This is a genomic window from Citrobacter sp. RHBSTW-00881 (genome assembly GCF_013728515.1).
GTDB lineage: Bacteria > Pseudomonadota > Gammaproteobacteria > Enterobacterales > Enterobacteriaceae > Citrobacter > Citrobacter braakii.
This window is the reverse complement of sequence record NZ_CP056269.1, coordinates 4,909,557-4,927,281: the sequence shown is the minus strand read 5'-3', so window position 1 is coordinate 4,927,281 and position 17,725 is coordinate 4,909,557. Positions and strand designations below refer to the sequence as shown.

18 protein-coding genes and 1 riboswitch are annotated in these 17,725 nt (G+C 53.9%); of the genes, 8 read left to right on the top strand and 10 right to left on the bottom strand.

What is annotated here, in order from left to right; genetic code table 11:
* Window positions 1-4 precede the first annotated feature (4 nt).
* A complete protein-coding gene (gene rpoC, locus HV311_RS23660; RefSeq protein WP_016155301.1) occupies window positions 5-4,228 on the top strand; it encodes a DNA-directed RNA polymerase subunit beta' in 4,224 nt (1,407 codons plus the stop codon).
* A gap of 147 nt (window positions 4,229-4,375) precedes the next feature.
* Here the strand turns inward: rpoC and HV311_RS23655 are convergent, their stop codons facing one another.
* Both HV311_RS23655 and HV311_RS23650 read right to left on the bottom strand, forming a co-directional pair.
* Window positions 4,376-4,693, bottom strand: coding sequence for a PTS lactose/cellobiose transporter subunit IIA (locus tag HV311_RS23655; RefSeq protein ID WP_016155302.1), 318 nt, complete (start codon window positions 4,691-4,693; stop codon window positions 4,376-4,378).
* 4 nt (window positions 4,694-4,697) lie between these two features.
* Window positions 4,698-5,003, bottom strand: coding sequence for a PTS sugar transporter subunit IIB (locus tag HV311_RS23650; protein ID WP_016155303.1), 306 nt, complete (start codon window positions 5,001-5,003; stop codon window positions 4,698-4,700).
* A 1,091-nt stretch (window positions 5,004-6,094) separates the two neighbouring features.
* Here HV311_RS23650 and cspE point away from each other — a divergent pair.
* The gene (cspE, locus tag HV311_RS23645) at window positions 6,095-6,307 is read left to right on the top strand and encodes a transcription antiterminator/RNA stability regulator CspE (protein ID WP_016155304.1); all 213 of its coding nucleotides are present in this window, start codon (window positions 6,095-6,097) and stop codon (window positions 6,305-6,307) included.
* Window positions 6,308-6,426: 119 nt separating this feature from the next.
* On the opposite strand, the gene thiH is transcribed toward cspE, so the two are convergent.
* The 7 genes from thiH to rsd all read right to left on the bottom strand — a co-directional run bounded on the left by thiH (window position 6,427) and on the right by rsd (window position 12,538).
* Window positions 6,427-7,560, bottom strand: a complete 1,134-nt coding sequence (gene thiH, locus HV311_RS23640) for a 2-iminoacetate synthase ThiH (protein ID WP_191220538.1) — start codon at window positions 7,558-7,560, stop codon at window positions 6,427-6,429.
* On the bottom strand, window positions 7,557-8,327 hold the full coding sequence (thiG, locus tag HV311_RS23635) for a thiazole synthase (RefSeq protein WP_080860949.1): 771 nt from the start codon (window positions 8,325-8,327) through the stop codon (window positions 7,557-7,559). The genes thiH and thiG overlap by 4 nt, the downstream gene beginning before the upstream one ends.
* 1 nt (window position 8,328) lies before the next feature.
* Window positions 8,329-8,529, bottom strand: a complete 201-nt coding sequence (gene thiS / locus HV311_RS23630) for a sulfur carrier protein ThiS (protein WP_191220537.1) — start codon at window positions 8,527-8,529, stop codon at window positions 8,329-8,331.
* On the bottom strand, window positions 8,510-9,268 hold the full coding sequence (locus HV311_RS23625) for a HesA/MoeB/ThiF family protein (protein ID WP_191220536.1): 759 nt from the start codon (window positions 9,266-9,268) through the stop codon (window positions 8,510-8,512). The genes thiS and HV311_RS23625 overlap by 20 nt, the downstream gene beginning before the upstream one ends.
* Window positions 9,261-9,896: a thiamine phosphate synthase gene (gene thiE, locus HV311_RS23620; protein WP_191220535.1), complete on the bottom strand. Its 636-nt coding sequence runs from the start codon at window positions 9,894-9,896 to the stop codon at window positions 9,261-9,263. Before thiE ends, HV311_RS23625 begins: the two co-directional genes overlap by 8 nt.
* The gene (gene thiC, locus HV311_RS23615) at window positions 9,896-11,794 is read right to left on the bottom strand and encodes a phosphomethylpyrimidine synthase ThiC (protein WP_016155310.1); all 1,899 of its coding nucleotides are present in this window, start codon (window positions 11,792-11,794) and stop codon (window positions 9,896-9,898) included. The genes thiE and thiC overlap by 1 nt, the downstream gene beginning before the upstream one ends.
* An 83-nt stretch (window positions 11,795-11,877) precedes the next feature.
* Window positions 11,878-12,000: riboswitch (TPP riboswitch) on the bottom strand.
* 49 nt (window positions 12,001-12,049) lie between these two features.
* A complete protein-coding gene (rsd, locus tag HV311_RS23610; RefSeq protein ID WP_191220534.1) occupies window positions 12,050-12,538 on the bottom strand; it encodes a sigma D regulator in 489 nt (162 codons plus the stop codon).
* Window positions 12,539-12,634: 96 nt separating this feature from the next.
* On the opposite strand from rsd, the gene nudC reads away from it, so the two are divergent.
* The 6 genes from nudC to HV311_RS23580 all read left to right on the top strand — a co-directional run bounded on the left by nudC (window position 12,635) and on the right by HV311_RS23580 (window position 16,993).
* Window positions 12,635-13,408, top strand: a complete 774-nt coding sequence (gene nudC / locus HV311_RS23605; RefSeq protein ID WP_016155312.1) for an NAD(+) diphosphatase — start codon at window positions 12,635-12,637, stop codon at window positions 13,406-13,408.
* A 43-nt stretch (window positions 13,409-13,451) separates the two neighbouring features.
* Entirely contained in the window at window positions 13,452-14,516 is a 1,065-nt protein-coding gene (gene hemE / locus HV311_RS23600) for a uroporphyrinogen decarboxylase (RefSeq protein ID WP_046276272.1), read from the top strand.
* 9 nt (window positions 14,517-14,525) lie between these two features.
* Complete coding sequence (gene nfi / locus HV311_RS23595) at window positions 14,526-15,206, top strand: deoxyribonuclease V (protein ID WP_103284365.1); 681 nt, start codon at window positions 14,526-14,528, stop codon at window positions 15,204-15,206.
* Window positions 15,207-15,239: 33 nt separating this feature from the next.
* Entirely contained in the window at window positions 15,240-15,830 is a 591-nt protein-coding gene (locus HV311_RS23590) for a YjaG family protein (protein WP_003842015.1), read from the top strand.
* A gap of 186 nt (window positions 15,831-16,016) precedes the next feature.
* Window positions 16,017-16,289, top strand: a complete 273-nt coding sequence (gene hupA / locus HV311_RS23585) for a nucleoid-associated protein HU-alpha (protein WP_001044509.1) — start codon at window positions 16,017-16,019, stop codon at window positions 16,287-16,289.
* A gap of 11 nt (window positions 16,290-16,300) precedes the next feature.
* Window positions 16,301-16,993, top strand: coding sequence for a DUF1481 domain-containing protein (locus tag HV311_RS23580; protein WP_016155315.1), 693 nt, complete (start codon window positions 16,301-16,303; stop codon window positions 16,991-16,993).
* Between the two features lie 59 nt (window positions 16,994-17,052).
* On the opposite strand, the gene zraP is transcribed toward HV311_RS23580, so the two are convergent.
* Window positions 17,053-17,493: a zinc resistance sensor/chaperone ZraP gene (zraP, locus tag HV311_RS23575; RefSeq protein ID WP_016155316.1), complete on the bottom strand. Its 441-nt coding sequence runs from the start codon at window positions 17,491-17,493 to the stop codon at window positions 17,053-17,055.
* Window positions 17,494-17,725 lie beyond the last annotated feature (232 nt).

Here is a 17,725-nt window from a genome sequence, read left to right as displayed (position 1 = left end):
ATCCGTGAAAGATTTATTAAAGTTTCTGAAAGCGCAGACTAAAACCGAAGAGTTTGATGCGATCAAAATTGCTCTGGCCTCGCCAGACATGATCCGTTCATGGTCTTTCGGTGAAGTTAAGAAGCCGGAAACCATCAACTACCGTACGTTCAAACCTGAACGTGACGGCCTTTTCTGCGCCCGTATCTTTGGGCCGGTAAAAGACTATGAGTGCCTGTGCGGTAAGTACAAGCGCCTGAAACACCGTGGTGTGATCTGTGAGAAGTGCGGCGTTGAAGTGACCCAGACTAAAGTACGCCGTGAGCGTATGGGCCACATCGAGCTGGCGTCTCCGACCGCTCACATCTGGTTCCTGAAATCTCTGCCGTCCCGTATCGGTCTGCTGCTCGATATGCCGCTGCGCGATATCGAACGCGTACTGTACTTCGAATCTTATGTGGTTATCGAAGGCGGTATGACTAACCTGGAACGTCAACAGATCCTGACTGAAGAGCAGTATCTGGACGCGCTGGAAGAGTTCGGTGACGAATTCGACGCGAAGATGGGTGCGGAAGCAATCCAGGCCCTGTTGAAGAGCATGGATCTGGAGCAAGAGTGCGAAACTCTGCGCGAAGAGCTGAACGAAACCAACTCCGAAACCAAGCGTAAGAAGCTGACCAAACGTATCAAACTGCTGGAAGCATTCGTACAGTCTGGCAACAAGCCAGAGTGGATGATCCTGACCGTTCTGCCGGTTCTGCCGCCAGATCTGCGTCCGCTGGTTCCGCTGGATGGTGGTCGTTTCGCAACATCAGATTTGAACGATCTGTACCGTCGCGTGATCAACCGTAACAACCGTCTGAAACGTCTGCTGGATCTGGCTGCGCCGGACATCATCGTACGTAACGAAAAACGTATGCTGCAGGAAGCGGTTGACGCCCTGCTGGATAACGGTCGTCGTGGTCGTGCGATCACCGGTTCTAACAAACGTCCTCTGAAATCTTTGGCCGATATGATCAAAGGTAAACAGGGTCGTTTCCGTCAGAACCTGCTCGGTAAGCGTGTTGACTACTCCGGTCGTTCTGTAATCACCGTAGGTCCATACCTCCGTCTGCATCAGTGCGGTCTGCCGAAGAAAATGGCACTGGAACTGTTCAAACCGTTCATTTACGGCAAGCTGGAACTGCGTGGCCTGGCCACCACCATCAAAGCCGCTAAGAAAATGGTTGAGCGTGAAGAAGCTGTCGTTTGGGATATCCTGGACGAAGTTATCCGCGAACACCCGGTACTGCTGAACCGTGCACCAACCCTGCACCGTCTGGGTATCCAGGCATTTGAACCGGTACTGATCGAAGGTAAAGCTATCCAGCTGCACCCGCTGGTTTGTGCGGCATATAACGCCGACTTCGATGGTGACCAGATGGCTGTTCACGTACCGCTGACGCTGGAAGCCCAGCTCGAAGCGCGTGCGCTGATGATGTCTACCAACAACATCCTGTCTCCGGCGAACGGCGAACCTATCATCGTTCCGTCTCAGGACGTTGTATTGGGTCTGTACTACATGACCCGTGACTGTGTTAACGCCAAAGGCGAAGGCATGGTGCTGACTGGCCCGAAAGAAGCTGAGCGTATCTATCGCGCAGGTCTGGCCTCTCTGCATGCGCGCGTTAAAGTGCGTATCACTGAATACGAAAAAGATGAAAACGGCGAATTCGTTGCGCACACCAGCCTGAAAGACACGACCGTTGGTCGCGCCATTCTGTGGATGATCGTACCGAAAGGTCTGCCTTTCTCCATCGTCAACCAGGCGCTGGGCAAGAAAGCAATCTCCAAAATGCTGAACACCTGTTACCGCATTCTGGGCCTGAAGCCGACCGTTATCTTCGCTGACCAGACAATGTACACCGGCTTTGCTTATGCAGCGCGTTCAGGTGCATCTGTTGGTATTGATGACATGGTCATCCCAGAGAAGAAACACGAGATCATCTCTGAAGCGGAAGCTGAAGTTGCTGAGATCCAGGAGCAGTTCCAGTCTGGTCTGGTAACCGCGGGCGAACGCTATAACAAAGTTATCGATATCTGGGCTGCGGCGAACGATCGTGTATCCAAAGCGATGATGGATAACCTGCAAACCGAAACCGTGATTAACCGTGACGGCGTAGAAGAGCAGCAGGTTTCCTTCAACAGCATCTACATGATGGCCGACTCCGGTGCGCGTGGTTCTGCAGCACAGATTCGTCAGCTGGCCGGTATGCGTGGTCTGATGGCTAAGCCAGATGGCTCCATCATCGAAACGCCAATCACCGCGAACTTCCGTGAAGGTCTGAACGTACTCCAGTACTTCATCTCTACTCACGGTGCTCGTAAAGGTCTGGCGGATACCGCACTGAAAACAGCGAACTCCGGTTATCTGACCCGTCGTCTGGTTGACGTTGCGCAGGACTTGGTTGTTACTGAAGACGATTGCGGCACGCTGGAAGGTATCACCATGACCCCGGTTATCGAGGGTGGTGATGTTAAAGAACCGCTGCGCGATCGCGTTCTGGGTCGTGTGACTGCTGAAGACGTTCTGAAGCCGGGCACGGCGGATATTCTGGTTCCACGCAACACGCTGCTGCACGAACAGTGGTGTGACCTGCTGGAAGAGAATTCAGTTGACTCCGTCAAGGTCCGTTCCGTTGTATCCTGTGACACCGACTTTGGTGTATGTGCGCACTGTTACGGTCGTGACCTGGCGCGTGGCCACATCATCAATAAAGGTGAAGCAATCGGCGTTATCGCGGCACAGTCCATCGGTGAACCGGGTACACAGCTGACGATGCGTACATTCCACATCGGTGGTGCGGCATCTCGTGCGGCTGCTGAATCCAGCATCCAGGTGAAAAACAAAGGTAGCATCCGTCTGAGCAATGCGAAGTCGGTTGTTAACTCCAGCGGTAAACTGGTTATCACCTCACGTAACACCGAACTGAAACTGATCGACGAATTCGGCCGTACCAAAGAAAGCTATAAAGTGCCTTACGGCTCCGTTATGGCGAAAGGTGATGGCGAACAGGTTGCTGGCGGCGAAACCGTAGCGAACTGGGATCCGCACACCATGCCGGTTATCACCGAAGTGAGTGGTTTCGTCCGCTTCACTGACATGATCGACGGCCAGACCATTACTCGTCAGACCGACGAGCTGACCGGTCTGTCTTCTCTGGTGGTTCTGGATTCTGCAGAACGTACTGCGGGTGGTAAAGACCTGCGTCCGGCACTGAAAATTGTTGATGCTCAGGGCAACGACGTTCTGATCCCAGGCACCGATATGCCTGCTCAGTACTTCCTGCCGGGTAAAGCGATTGTTCAGCTGGAAGATGGCGTACAGATCAGTTCTGGTGACACCCTGGCGCGTGTTCCGCAGGAATCCGGCGGTACCAAGGATATCACCGGTGGTCTGCCGCGCGTTGCGGACCTGTTCGAAGCACGTCGTCCGAAAGAGCCGGCAATCCTGGCTGAAATCAGCGGCATCATTTCCTTTGGTAAAGAAACCAAAGGTAAACGTCGTCTGGTTATCACCCCGGTAGACGGTAGCGAGCCGTATGAAGAGATGATTCCGAAATGGCGTCAGCTCAACGTGTTCGAAGGTGAACGTGTAGAACGTGGTGACGTTGTTTCCGACGGTCCGGAAGCGCCGCACGACATCCTGCGTCTGCGTGGTGTGCATGCTGTAACTCGTTATATCGTTAACGAAGTTCAGGACGTATACCGTCTGCAGGGCGTTAAGATTAACGATAAGCACATCGAAGTTATCGTTCGTCAGATGCTGCGTAAAGCCACCATCGAAAGCGCTGGTAGCTCCGACTTCCTGGAAGGCGAGCAGGTTGAATACTCCCGCGTCAAGATTGCTAACCGCGATCTGGAAGCGAACGGCAAAGTGGGTGCAACATTCTCCCGCGATCTGCTGGGTATCACCAAAGCGTCTCTGGCAACCGAGTCCTTCATCTCTGCAGCATCGTTCCAGGAAACCACGCGTGTCCTGACCGAAGCCGCTGTTGCAGGTAAACGTGATGAACTGCGCGGTCTGAAAGAGAACGTTATCGTGGGTCGTCTGATCCCGGCGGGTACCGGTTATGCGTACCACCAGGATCGTATGCGCCGCCGCGCAGCGGGCGAACTGCCAGCTGCTCCGCAGGTGACTGCTGAAGATGCGTCTGCCAGCCTGGCAGAACTGCTGAACGCAGGCCTGGGCGGTTCTGACAACGATTAATCGTTGCTGACGCTAATAAAAAACCCGCTTCGGCGGGTTTTTTTATGTCGATGGATTTAAGATGTATTATGTTGATCGGATAAGGCATCAGCTGCCATCCGGCATGATGATGCCAGGCTTATGAGGCCTACGGCTTACGCCATCCGATCAGTTTACTGGCGGTAAGCGTCGATACAGTTCAATCATATCGCCTGCCAGATCCTGAATCACCATGGCATTCATCAGGTGGTCCTGCGAATGGACGGTGATGAGATTAACCGGTAGTTTGCCGGTACCTTCGTCAATTCCGATCAGCTGGGTCTGGATTTTATGCGCTTGTTTAACATACTCGCGTGATTCCATCATCGCGTGTTCTGCTCCGGCGAAATCACCTTTACGCGCCAGTTGCAACGCCGTCAGGGCTTGACTGCGCGCAGCTCCGGCGTTTACCAATAATTCCATGATGATCGTTTCTAACTCTTCCATGCCATCACTCCAGTAGTTTCAGCGCTTTGTCCAGTACCGCATCGCCTTTCATCATGCCGTAATCCATCATATCGATAACGGCGACTTTTTTTCCTAGCGGGTCGGCGAGCGCCTGCAGCTTGGCCTGTTCATACTTAACCTGTGGGCCGAGCAATACGATATCCGCAGTGGCGATATTCTCTTCAAACTCAGCCACCGGGACCGCTTTGATAGTGACGTCGACTCCTTTTTTCTGGGCGGCATCTTTCATCTTTTGCACCAGCATGCTGGTGGACATTCCGGCGGCACAGCATAAAACGATGTTTTTCATAAGCAGTCTCGATCAACATGTGTGGGGTGATAATTATCGCGAGCCAGCCGCAGCAACAACTGCTTTGCAACGATTGTGTGCAAGGCATCACAAAGAAAGTCACTTTTTCTGAAACCGGTTACAAAAAGAGGCTCAACCCTACGATCTGGCCCTGATTTGGCGATTGTTGACCCATTTATCATATGCAGGAATATATAATCACTGTTAATAAAGACATGTTATAAAAAACAGTATTGACAGCATTTTTTAAACCCGTATGTTAATACTTAACAGCGGAGAAATTGTAGTTTGCTGTTAACGTAGTAAGTGTTAGTAGAGCTTGATTGGGGGTTGCGATAAAGGCCACGAAGTATTTTTGTATGGGATAGTCGATGCTGAAAACGCTATTTATTCACCTCGGCAATGCTTTCAGGCCACGTAGTTGATATATCTAATCGCAAATAGTTAGTAAAACGCGACGATGTAACGCCATGATTTAATAGTAAATGTTTGCGGTTTCTGTTTTCTGGTTATCGCAAGGGAAATAAGGCAACGCATCAAAGAGTATATGTCGCGAGGGGAAGTGTACTTGTTTAGGTCACCAGCCTTGAGTTCTATTATCAAGCGGGTGGAATGTGTTTAACGGTAAATAGAGGACGGTTTTTAGTTAGTATCAATATCCAATATTATCTGTAGTAAACGTGTACATTTTAAAGTAGTACCATCAGCAGTATTAAATCGTTAAGTTTATTAATGTTAAATTTGAAGTGTGTAGTAACTTAAAGCCCTGACTGCAATGGTCAGGGCTTTTGTTCATTTTAGATCAAGTTGTTACCTGAAATGCTCAACCGCGATGGTGTAACATTTCGGCGCTAATCGATTATTAAATAAATTAATGCTTGCTTATTGATTAGAAGTAAGTCTACTATAGCGACATCGGTTTGATACACAGACCTTATGAAAGCAGTTTTAGTAAAGCAGTTCTCAGTTCAAGCGTTATCCTCAGATACTCTTCTTCATGAGCCTCCTCCCTAAGTGCCCCATAAGTTAATTTCTGCAAAACAGGCCATCTTCGCTGCTTAAGCGGCTCAAAAATATGAAAGGAAGTATCTATGTCTAACAAAATGACTGGTTTAGTAAAATGGTTTAACTCTGAGAAAGGCTTCGGCTTTATCACTCCTCAGGACGGTAGCAAGGACGTGTTTGTGCATTTCTCTGCTATCCAGAGTAACGATTTTAAAACATTAGACGAAGGTCAAAAAGTGGAGTTCTCTGTGGAGAATGGCGCTAAAGGCCCGTCTGCTGTTAACGTTGTCGCGCTGTAATCGCCGATAATTTCACTAATGCTTACGATAGCGATGAAGGCCAGAGCCTGAGCAGTTAAGTGACAGTGAAGAAAAACCCGCGAAAGCGGGTTTTTTCGTTTTATGCGATTGCTCCGGACTTACGGCATCTGCGAAGCGCGTCCCAGATAGCTGTCCCAGTCCTTCCACACGGGCTGTAACCCTTGCGCCATTAGTGCTTCAGCAACGGCTTCTGGGCGACGGGCGTCGTGTGGGGAGAACTGTTCCAGTTCAGGATGGTTATCGGCATAACCGCCGGGCTGTGTTTTTGAGAAGGCGCTGACGTTGTTGATCGCCAGCGGGATCACATGATCACGGAACCATGGCGATTCGCGGGTGGAGAGCGACAGCTCAATTTCTGGCGCCAGTAAACGAAACGCGCAAATGGTTTGGACCAACTGTCGCTCGTCCATGATCGATGCGGGTTCAACGCCACCGGTGCATGGGCGCAGGCGAGGGAAGGAGATGGAGTAGCGGCTCTGCCAGTAATGCTGCTGCATCCACAGCAGATGTTCAGCCACCATATAGCAATCGACCCGCCAGCTGTCGGACAAACCAATCAACGCGCCAAGACCGATTTTGTCGATCCCTGCGCGGCCCAGCCTGTCCGGCGTTTCCAGTCGCCAGAAGAAATCCTGCTTTTTCCCCTTCAGATGGTGGCGAGCGTAAATCGCCTCATGATAGCTCTCCTGATACACCATCACGCCATCCAGTCCCAGCATCTTCAGCTCCGCATATTCAGCCTCTGACAGCGGCTGAACTTCCATCTGCAACGAGGCAAACTGGCGGCGAATGGTGGGCAAATGGCGACGAAAGTAATCCATTCCGACTTTTGTCTGATGTTCACCGGTGACCAACAACAGATGCTCAAAACCCAGCTCACGGATAGCGGTACACTCTCGTTTTATCTCATCTTCGTCCAGCGTTTTGCGTTTGATACGGTTGCTCATGGAAAAGCCGCAGTAGGTGCAGTCGTTGGCGCAAAGATTCGAGAGATACAGCGGCACATAAAAGCTGACCGTGTTGCCGAAGCGCTGCCGGGTCAGGCGCTGCGCTCGCTGTGCCAACGGCTCCAGAAAGTCGGCGGCGGCAGGGGAGAGCAACGCCATCAGATCGTCGCGACTAAGCTGTGAAGCGTTGAGGGCGTGCTCCACGTCAGCGGCGGTTTTACCGTTGATACGCAGGCGGATATCATCCCAGTCAAGCTGGCGCCAGCGGTCGCTGAACGTTTTCATACGAAGGCCTCCAGGAATCCGGTTAACGGGCTGGTGGCGCTTGCCTGTGAACTTTTGCTTCCTGGTACCGCCTGGCGCGCCAGAAGGCCCGCTTCAACCGCCAGACGGAAGGCGGTAGCCATCGTGACCGGGCAGGCGGCCACGGCGATTGCCGTGTTGACCAGCACTGCGTCGGCACCCATTTCCAGCGCCTGTGTGGCGTGGCTGGGGACGCCGATACCCGCATCAACCACCACCGGTACGGTTGCCTGTTGGATAATAATCTCCAGCATCGCTTTCGTTTCCAGTCCCTGATTAGAACCGATGGGCGCGCCGAGCGGCATTACCGCCGCGCAGCCGACCTCTTCCAGCCGCTTACACAGCACCGGATCCGCGCCGCAGTAGGGCAGCACCACAAAGCCCAGTTTCACCAATGCTTCCGCGGCTTTTAACGTTTCAATCGGATCCGGCAATAGCCAGCGGGCGTCCGGGTGGATTTCTAATTTTAGCCAGTTTGTGCCCAGCGCTTCACGCGCCAGCTGGGCGGCGAAAATAGCCTCTTCCGCGGTTTTCGCCCCAGAGGTGTTAGGCAGTAGCGTCACCCCCGCGTCGATAAGTGGGGCCAGAATGGCATCGTTGTGCTGGCGCAAATCCACGCGCTTCATCGCCAGCGTCACCAGTTGGCTGCCGGAGGCGCGAATCGCCTCGACCATAAGCTGCGACGAAGCAAATTTTCCGGTGCCGGTGAACAGATGTGAATCAAACGTTTTGTCGGCAATACGTAACATATCAACCCCCTGCAATAACCTGAAAAAGCAGGATCTGGTCGCCTTCCTGCACGATTTGCTGCTCCCACTGCTCGCGCGGTAGGATCTGCTGATTGAGCGCCAGCGCCGCTCCCGATTTAAGTTGATTTAGCGCAGTGAGCAGCCCGCTGACGGTTTGTCCCTCGGCGCACTGCATCGGCTCATCATTGAACTGAATCTGCATGTTGTCCTCCGCAGACCGGGCAGCCGCTGGCACGACGCAGCGCGAGGCTGCGCCACTGGCTGGTTTTACCGTCGAACAGGCGTAGCTCTCCATTGGGAGTTTCAATGCCGCTGAGTAATTTAATCGCCTCCAGCGCCTGCAAGGTGCCCATCACGCCCACAACCGGGCCGACGATGCCGGCGGTGCGGCAGTTGCGTTCCGGCTCTACATCATCCGGCCACAGGCAACGGTAACAGCCTTGTTCCCACGGTGGCGTCAGTACCATTAGCTGGCCGCCAAAGCCCACAGCGCTGGCGGTGATGAGCGGAGTGTTGAGCATCACGCAGGCGGCGTTAATTTCCTGGCGCGTCGCCATGTTATCGGTACAGTCGAGCACCACGTCGGCACGCGCTACCGCATGCCGGAGCGCCTCACCGGTCAGCCGCTGCTCAAGGACGATCAGCTCGCTGTCTGGATTAAGGCGTGCCAGATGTCGCTTTGCCGCCTGTGCTTTCGGGCGGGCGATATCATCGGTGGTGAACAATATTTGCCGCTGCAGGTTGCTCAGATGAACGTCATCATCGTCCGCCAACGTCAGCGTGCCGACGCCCGCTCCCGCCAGATACAGTGCCGCAGGCGAGCCGAGCCCACCTAAGCCGACGATCAGCCCATGGCTATCGAGCAGCTTTTGTTGGCCCTCAATGGCAATGTCGCCGAGCAGGATCTGGCGGCTGTAGCGCATAAAATCGCGGTCATTCATCGCCGGCTCCCGCAATGTCCAGTAGCTGCGCCGTGGCTGCCTGCCAGTCTGCGGCGTGGGTTATGGCGCTGACCACGGCAATGCTGCCAACGCCGGTCGCCAGCACCGCTGGGGCGCGCTCAAGGCTGATGCCGCCGATAGCGACAGTGGGGTAATCCGCCAGTCGTTTACTATGGCTTGCCAGCTGCGTGAGACCCTGCGGGGCCGACGGCATCTGCTTGGTTTGCGTCGGGAAGACATGACCCAGCGCGATATAAGAAGGCTTAGCAGCCAGCGCTACGTCTATCTCCATATCATCGTGAGTGGAAACACCCAGGCGTAGCCCCGCCGCCTGAATCACCTTCAGGTCGGTGGTTTCGAGGTCTTCCTGGCCCAGATGCACGCCGTACGCGTTGTGCTTAATTGCCAGACTCCAGTAGTCGTTGATAAACAGGCGAGCATCATAGCGACGCCCCAACTCTATGGCGGCAATGACGTCGGCTTCGACCTCTTCATCACGTTTATCTTTAATGCGCAGTTGAATCGTGCGCACACCTGCCTGCAGCAAGCGTTCAATCCATTCAACGCTGTCTACCACCGGGTAAAGCCCGAGGCGGAACGGCACGGTCGGGAAATCAGGCTGGTACATCACGCCTCCTCTTTTTTGAGGTAGATTTCGCCGCCTTTGGCGCGGAAGTTCTCCGACATATCCGCCATTCCGATTTCAATGGTTTGTGCGGCGGCGTAGTCGCGGACCTCCTGGCTGATTTTCATCGAGCAGAACTTCGGCCCGCACATGGAGCAGAAGTGGGCAACCTTGCCGGACTCCTGTGGCAGGGTTTCATCGTGATAGGCGCGGGCGGTGAATGGGTCGAGTGCGAGGTTAAACTGGTCTTCCCAGCGGAATTCGAAGCGCGCTTTCGACATGGCGTTATCGCGGATCTGCGCTCCCGGATGGCCTTTGGCTAAATCAGCGGCATGGGCGGCAATCTTGTAGGTAATCAGCCCTTGCTTCACGTCTTCTTTGTTCGGCAGGCCAAGGTGCTCTTTTGGCGTGACGTAGCACAGCATTGCACAGCCAAACCAGCCGATCATCGCCGCACCAATGCCGGAGGTGAAGTGGTCATAGCCCGGCGCGATATCTGTCGTCAACGGCCCTAAGGTGTAGAACGGCGCTTCATGGCAGTGCTCCAGCTCTTCGGTCATGTTGCGCTGGATCATATGCATCGGCACATGACCCGGGCCTTCAATCATCACCTGCACGTCGTATTCCCAGGCGATTTTGGTCAGTTCGCCCAGCGTATGCAGCTCGGAGAACTGCGCCTCGTCGTTGGCATCCTGAATCGAGCCTGGACGCAGGCCGTCGCCGAGAGAGAGCGAAACGTCATAGGCGGCACAGATTTCGCAAATCTCGCGGAAATGTTCAAACAGGAAGTTCTCTTTGTGATGAGAGAGACACCATTTCGCCATGATCGAACCGCCGCGCGAGACAATTCCTGTCAGGCGTTTGGCGGTCATCGGCACGTAGCGTAGCAGTACGCCCGCGTGAATGGTGAAGTAGTCGACGCCCTGTTCGGCTTGTTCGAGCAGCGTGTCGCGGAAGGCTTCCCAGGTGAGATCTTCGGCGATCCCGTTAACCTTCTCCAGCGCCTGGTAGATCGGTACGGTACCGATCGGCACCGGGCTGTTACGCAGGATCCACTCGCGGGTTTCGTGAATATAGCGGCCGGTAGAGAGGTCCATCACCGTATCTGCGCCCCAGCGGGTCGACCACACCAGCTTCTCTACCTCTTCTTCAATGGAGGAGGTCACCGCCGAGTTACCGATGTTGGCGTTCACCTTCACCAGGAAGTTGCGGCCGATGATCATCGGCTCGGATTCCGGGTGGTTGATGTTGGCAGGAATAATCGCGCGGCCCGCAGCGACTTCATCACGCACGAATTCCGGGGTGATGTTTTCCGGCAGGCGAGCGCCAAAGTTCATCCCTGGATGCTGATGGCGTAGCACTTCACTACGAATGCGCTCGCGGCCCATGTTTTCACGGATGGCGATAAATTCCATCTCCGGGGTAACCATCCCCTGACGGGCATAGTGCAACTGGGTAACGCGCTTGCCGGCTTTGGCGCGTTTTGGCGTCAGCAGGCCGCTGAAACGCAGCTCGTCCAGGCCATCGTCGGCCAGACGTTCTTTGGTATAAGCGGAGCTACGGTCGTCTAATTCTTCGCTATCATTACGCGCCGCAATCCACGGCTGGCGCAGTTTCGCCAGACCCTGCTGAACGTTAATCGCCACATCAGGATCGCCGTACGGCCCGGAGGTGTCGTACACCGGCACGGCTTCGTTCTCTTCAAACTGCGGGTTGTCTTTCGTACCACCAATCAGCGTAGGACTTAGCTGGATTTCGCGCATCGGGATGCGAATATCCGCCTGCGAACCGGTGATGTAGATACGTTTTGAGTTAGGAAAGGCGGTACCTTCCAGCGTGTCGATAAAGTGTTGGGCTTGGGCGCGCTGTTCGCGGCGTGATGGTTTAGTAGTGGCAGACATAGCTCATTCCAAATAAAAGTAAGGATATGGCTTGTCAGACGACGGATGAAGCAAGAGAGACGAACGCCAAAGGGCGATACGGTTGTAGATTGACTCTTGTTCCCTTCGCAGGTTTTAACCTGATCAGGTTCCGCGGATCCCGAATTAACGGTCTCAGCCTTTTCCACTCATGCTGCTGTGGAAAATAAGCACTCCGACAAGAAGTAACCTCAAAAAGAGGTAATGAATGTAAATTACGCGTTAATGTCGCAAATCTCAAGCAGGACGTTTGATCATGCCACTCTCGTGCATCGCATCAAAAACCAGCATGATCAGCTTATCTTCCAGCACGAACCGGGCTTCCAGCGCCTCGCCGATATCCGATAAGGCCTGTTGAAATTCAAGGAAGTTATCGTGATCAATGGCGGTCTCCAGACTGGTATCATAGTAGTCCATGATCAGTTGCGTATTGGCTTCCAGGAGCGGCCAAATTTTTGTGGCTTTTAAAAGCTGCCCGTTCCCTTCCAATTTATGGAGAATACGTTCATAAATACTGAAGTGTCCGGTGGAAAGGTAATCGACCAGGCTCTGGCAAAAATCATCCAGCGCCTTTTCATTGAGCCGCATGTACGATTCTTTGCCAGGCTTAATGCCAACCAGATTGTAGTAAGCCACGAGCAGGTGCTTACGTACATGTAGCCAGCGATCAACCAGTTTGTTACTTCCTCCGACGTGCTCCGTCAGGCTTTCCAGCTGGTTTAGCATGATTGACTCCGCAAGATGGTGTTTAGGAACGGCTCACCCGTAAATGTAAAAATAATGTAAACAACATGCCTGTGAAGCAAAGGTTGCGCAAGAGATATGGATCGTATAATTGAAAAATTAGATAGCGGCTGGTGGATTGTCAGTCATGAGCAAAAGTTATGGTTGCCTCATGGCGAACTGCCTTACGGCGACGCAGCAAGTTTTGATCTGACTGGGCAGCGTGCACTTCCTATAGGCGAATGGGAAGGGGAGACGGTCTGGCTGGTGCAGCAGCAGCGTCGGCACGATATGGGGTCTGTGCGCCAGGTCATTGACCAGGATGTTGGCCTGTTTCAACTGGCCGGACGCGGCGTACAACTGGCCGAGTTCTACCGCTCACATAAATTCTGCGGTTACTGCGGTCATCCCATGCACCCGAGTAAAACGGAATGGGCGATGCTGTGTAGCCACTGTCGAGAACGCTACTACCCGCAAATTGCCCCCTGCATTATCGTCGCTATTCGCCGTGACGACGCTATCCTGCTTGCCCAACATGTTCGCCATCGTAACGGCGTGCATACCGTGCTGGCGGGTTTTGTCGAAGTGGGCGAGACCCTCGAGCAGGCGGTGGCGCGCGAAGTCATGGAAGAGAGCGGCATTAAGGTAAAAAACCTGCGCTACGTCACTTCTCAGCCGTGGCCGTTCCCACAGTCTTTGATGACCGCATTTATGGCGGAGTATGATAGCGGCGAAATTGTTATTGACCCGAAGGAACTGCTGGAAGCGAACTGGTATCGCTACGACGATTTACCGCTCCTGCCCCCGCCGGGCACCGTCGCGCGTCGATTGATTGAAGATACTGTCGCCCTCTGTCGGGCAGAGTATGAGTGACACACATGTTACACTGGCGTGAAATAGCTCAAGGAATGGAAAAATGACCGAACTGAAGAACGATCGTTATCTGCGTGCGCTGCTGCGCCAGCCCGTTGATGTCACTCCGGTATGGATGATGCGCCAGGCGGGCCGCTATCTACCGGAATATAAAGCCACGCGCGCCGAAGCGGGCGATTTTATGGCGCTGTGCAAAAATGCCGAGCTGGCCTGCGAAGTCACGCTGCAGCCGCTGCGTCGCTATAAGCTTGATGCGGCGATCCTCTTTTCGGATATCCTGACGATTCCCGATGCGATGGGACTTGGGCTGTATTTTGAAGCCGGAGAGGGCCCACGCTTTACCTCTCCGATCGCCAGCAAGGCTGACGTCGACAAACTGCCGATCCCGGACCCGGAAGATGAGCTGGGGTATGTGATGAATGCGGTGCGCACTATCCGCCGTGAACTGAAAGGCGAAGTGCCGCTGATCGGCTTCTCCGGTAGCCCGTGGACACTGGCGACCTATATGGTCGAAGGCGGCAGTAGTAAGGCCTTCACCGTGATTAAAAAGATGATGTACGCCGATCCAAAGGCGCTGCATCTGCTGCTTGATAAGCTGGCGAAGAGCGTCACTCTGTACCTGAACGCGCAGATCAAAGCGGGCGCGCAGTCGGTAATGATTTTCGACACCTGGGGCGGTGTGCTGACCGGTCGCGACTATCAGCAGTTCTCCCTGTACTACATGCACAAAATCGTCGACGGCCTGATGCGCGAGAACGAAGGTCGTCGCGTACCGGTGACGCTGTTCACTAAAGGCGGTGGTCAGTGGCTGGAAGCGATGGCGGAAACCGGCTGTGATGCGTTAGGTCTGGACTGGACCACTGACATTGCCGATGCGCGTCGTCGTGTAGGTCATAAAGTGGCACTGCAGGGCAATATGGATCCGTCCATGCTGTATGCGCCGCCAGCCCGCATCGAAGAAGAGGTGGCGACGATTCTGGCCGGTTTTGGTCAGGGTGAAGGCCATGTCTTTAACCTGGGCCACGGCATTCATCAGGATGTCCCGCCAGAGCATGCGGGTGTCTTTGTGGAGGCGGTACATCGGTTGTCTGAACAGTACCACCGCTAAGGAGTCATTATGGATCTTGCGTCATTACGCGCGCAGCAGCTTGAACTGGCCTCCTCAGTGATCCGCGAGGATCGCCTGAGGAGCGATCCGCCGGATCTGATCGGCGGGGCGGACGTTGGGTTCGAGCAGGGGGGCGAAGTGACGCGAGCCGCGATGGTCTTACTGAAGTACCCCTCGCTGGAACTGGTTGAATACACGGTGGCGCGAATCGCCACCACCATGCCCTACATTCCTGGCTTTCTCTCCTTTCGCGAAACACCCGCGCTGATGGCCGCCTGGCAGCAGCTTTCGCACAAGCCTGATCTGCTGTTCGTTGACGGTCACGGGATCTCTCACCCTCGCCGTCTGGGCGTGGCCAGCCATTTTGGCCTGCTGGTGGATGTCCCGACGATTGGCGTGGCGAAAAAACGGTTGTGCGGCAAGTTTGAGCCGCTCGCCGCCGAACCCGGAGCGTTAGCGCCGTTGTTGGATAAAGGCGAACAGCTGGCATGGGTTTGGCGCAGCAAAGCACGCTGTAACCCGCTGTTTATCTCTACGGGTCATCGCGTGAGCCAGGACAGCGCGTTAGCGTGGGTACAACGCTGTATGAACGGCTATCGTCTGCCGGAACCAACACGCTGGGCAGATGCGGTGGCATCCGAACGCCCTGCTTTTACGCGGCTTGCAGCAAAAACGCCCCATATCGGGTAAACTGCCGCTAATTTCCGTATTTGAGAACTCATCATGTTACAAAATCCGATTCACCTGCGTCTGGAGAAGCTGGAAAGCTGGCAGCACGTCACGTTTATGGCCTGTCTGTGCGAACGCATGTACCCCAACTACGCCATGTTCTGTAAGCAAACCGAATTTGGCGATGGACAAATTTACCGCCGAATTCTGGATTTGATTTGGGAAGCGCTGACGGTTAAAGACGCGAAAATCAATTTCGATAGCCAGTTGGAAAAATTTGAAGAGGCTATTCCTTCAGCAGACGATTACGATCTGTACGGCGTTTATCCGGCGATTGATGCCTGTGTGGCATTAAGCGAACTGATGCATTCGCGTCTTAGCGGTGAAACGCTGGAACATGCAATTGAGGTTAGTAAGGCTTCGATTACGACGGTTGCGATGCTGGAAATGACCCAGGCTGGTCGCGAAATGACCGATGAAGAGCTCAAAGAGAACCCGGCCGTTGAGCAAGAATGGGATATTCAGTGGGAAATTTTCCGACTTTTAGCCGACTGTGAAGAACGCGATATTGAGCTGATAAAAGGGCTTCGTGCAGACCTGCGCGAGGCTGGCGAGAGCAATATTGGTATAAATTTTCAGCAATGACACCATAAAACGTGATTTAACGCCTGATTTGTCGTGCCTGAAGGCTTCCCATCCGCCCCCGGTCTGGTCTACATTTGGGGGGCGAAAAAAAGTGGCTATCGGTGCGTGTATGCAGGAGAGTGCTTTTCTGGCATTTCCGTCGCACTCGATGCTTAGCAAGCGATAAACACATTGTAAGGATAACTTATGAACAAGACTCAACTGATTGATGTAATTGCAGACAAAGCAGAACTGTCTAAAACACAGGCTAAAGCTGCTCTGGAATCCACTCTGGCTGCTATTACTGAGTCTCTGAAAGAAGGCGATGCTGTACAACTGGTTGGTTTCGGTACCTTCAAAGTGAACCACCGTGCTGAGCGCACTGGCCGCAACCCGCAGACCGGTAAAGAAATCAAAATTGCCGCAGCTAACGTACCGGCATTTGTTTCTGGTAAAGCACTGAAAGACGCGGTTAAGTAATTCGCGTGGCAGTGAACAGTTTTATCGAAGGGGCGGTTTCGCCCCTTTTGTCCATCTGGCGTCATTCGCTTTGGCTTTCAGGTGTGCTGTTACTGTCTGCCTGTAGTCGCCACTCTGAGCTTCCTCCGTTCACGGCCAGCGGCTATGTTGGCGATCAGGGGGCGGTACGCATTTGGCGTAAAGATTCCAGCGACGATGTTCACTTGCTCTCGGTATTTAGTCCGTGGCGTAAAGGCGATACCACCACCAGTGAATACCGCTGGCAGGGTGATTCGCTCTCGCTGATAGAACTCAACACTTACAGTCAACCACCGGAACATGTCCGTATACGCTTCGATGACCGGGGCGAACTGAGTTTCATGCAGCGTGAAGTCGATGGGCAAAAGCAGCAGCTTTCCAGCGATCAAATTGCGCTTTACCGCTATCGTGCCGATCAAATCCGCCAGACCAGCGATGCGTTGCGTCAGGGACGGGTGATATTGCGTCAGGGACGCTGGCATGCGAATAACACAGTCACGACCTGTGAAGGTGAAACACTGAAGCCCGATCTGGAATCGTGGGCGATAAACCACATTGAGCGCCGCCAGAGCCATTCATCTGTAGAAGTGAGTGTGGCATGGCTGGAAGCGCCCGAAGGGTCGCAGCTACTGCTGGTCGCTAATGAAGATTTTTGTCACTGGCAGCCTACTGCCAAAACCTTCTGAAAACCTGATGCCAGGACATCGGGCCAGATAAGGTGAGGCCGCCATCCGGCAAAAAACGTTTACCAGTGGCCCATTCCCATATGGCCGCCGCGATGGTTACCGCCACCGCCGCACCCGCCGTAGCCCATTCCCGCTCCGCGAGGTACGCCTGCCTGGGCCATTGCGACATCGCGTTTAACGCGCTGCTCATCCAGTGACTGATTCAACGCCTCCATCTCTTTTGCCACGGCATTAATTTTTGCAGTGTCCGGCGAGCTGGCTGTTAGCAACGCGTTGTACTCATAACGTTTAGAGGTCAGCTGTTGGCGCAAGGCGTTGGTCTGCGAGTAGTAATCATCATAGATTTTCTGCGCGGTAGCCTGCTGCTCAGTGGTCATTGGCGTACCGCCTCGTTGCTGCATTCCATCACCATATCCCCAGTGATTCTGCGCCAGCGCCGGGGTAGAGCCCAACGCGATAAGAGAGAGTGCAATCAGCGCCAGTTTGTTGTTCCGTTTCATGGGTCGTTCTCCTGTTGGTTAGATTACATTTCCTTTTGCATCTTCCGTGCCAAAGCGGCAATCCCGGTCCCGCGGGCGTTGTAGTCGTGGTCTTTACAGGGCGACGAGTAAAAATGACTCGCCAGAACGCGCCGGCGGGTCATTTTTACCCGCTACTTTCAGCGGTTTGTGTCTGAGGGCAGGGTTATCACGGAGAAAAAATGGCATGATTTCTGCTGTATACCTGCAACGA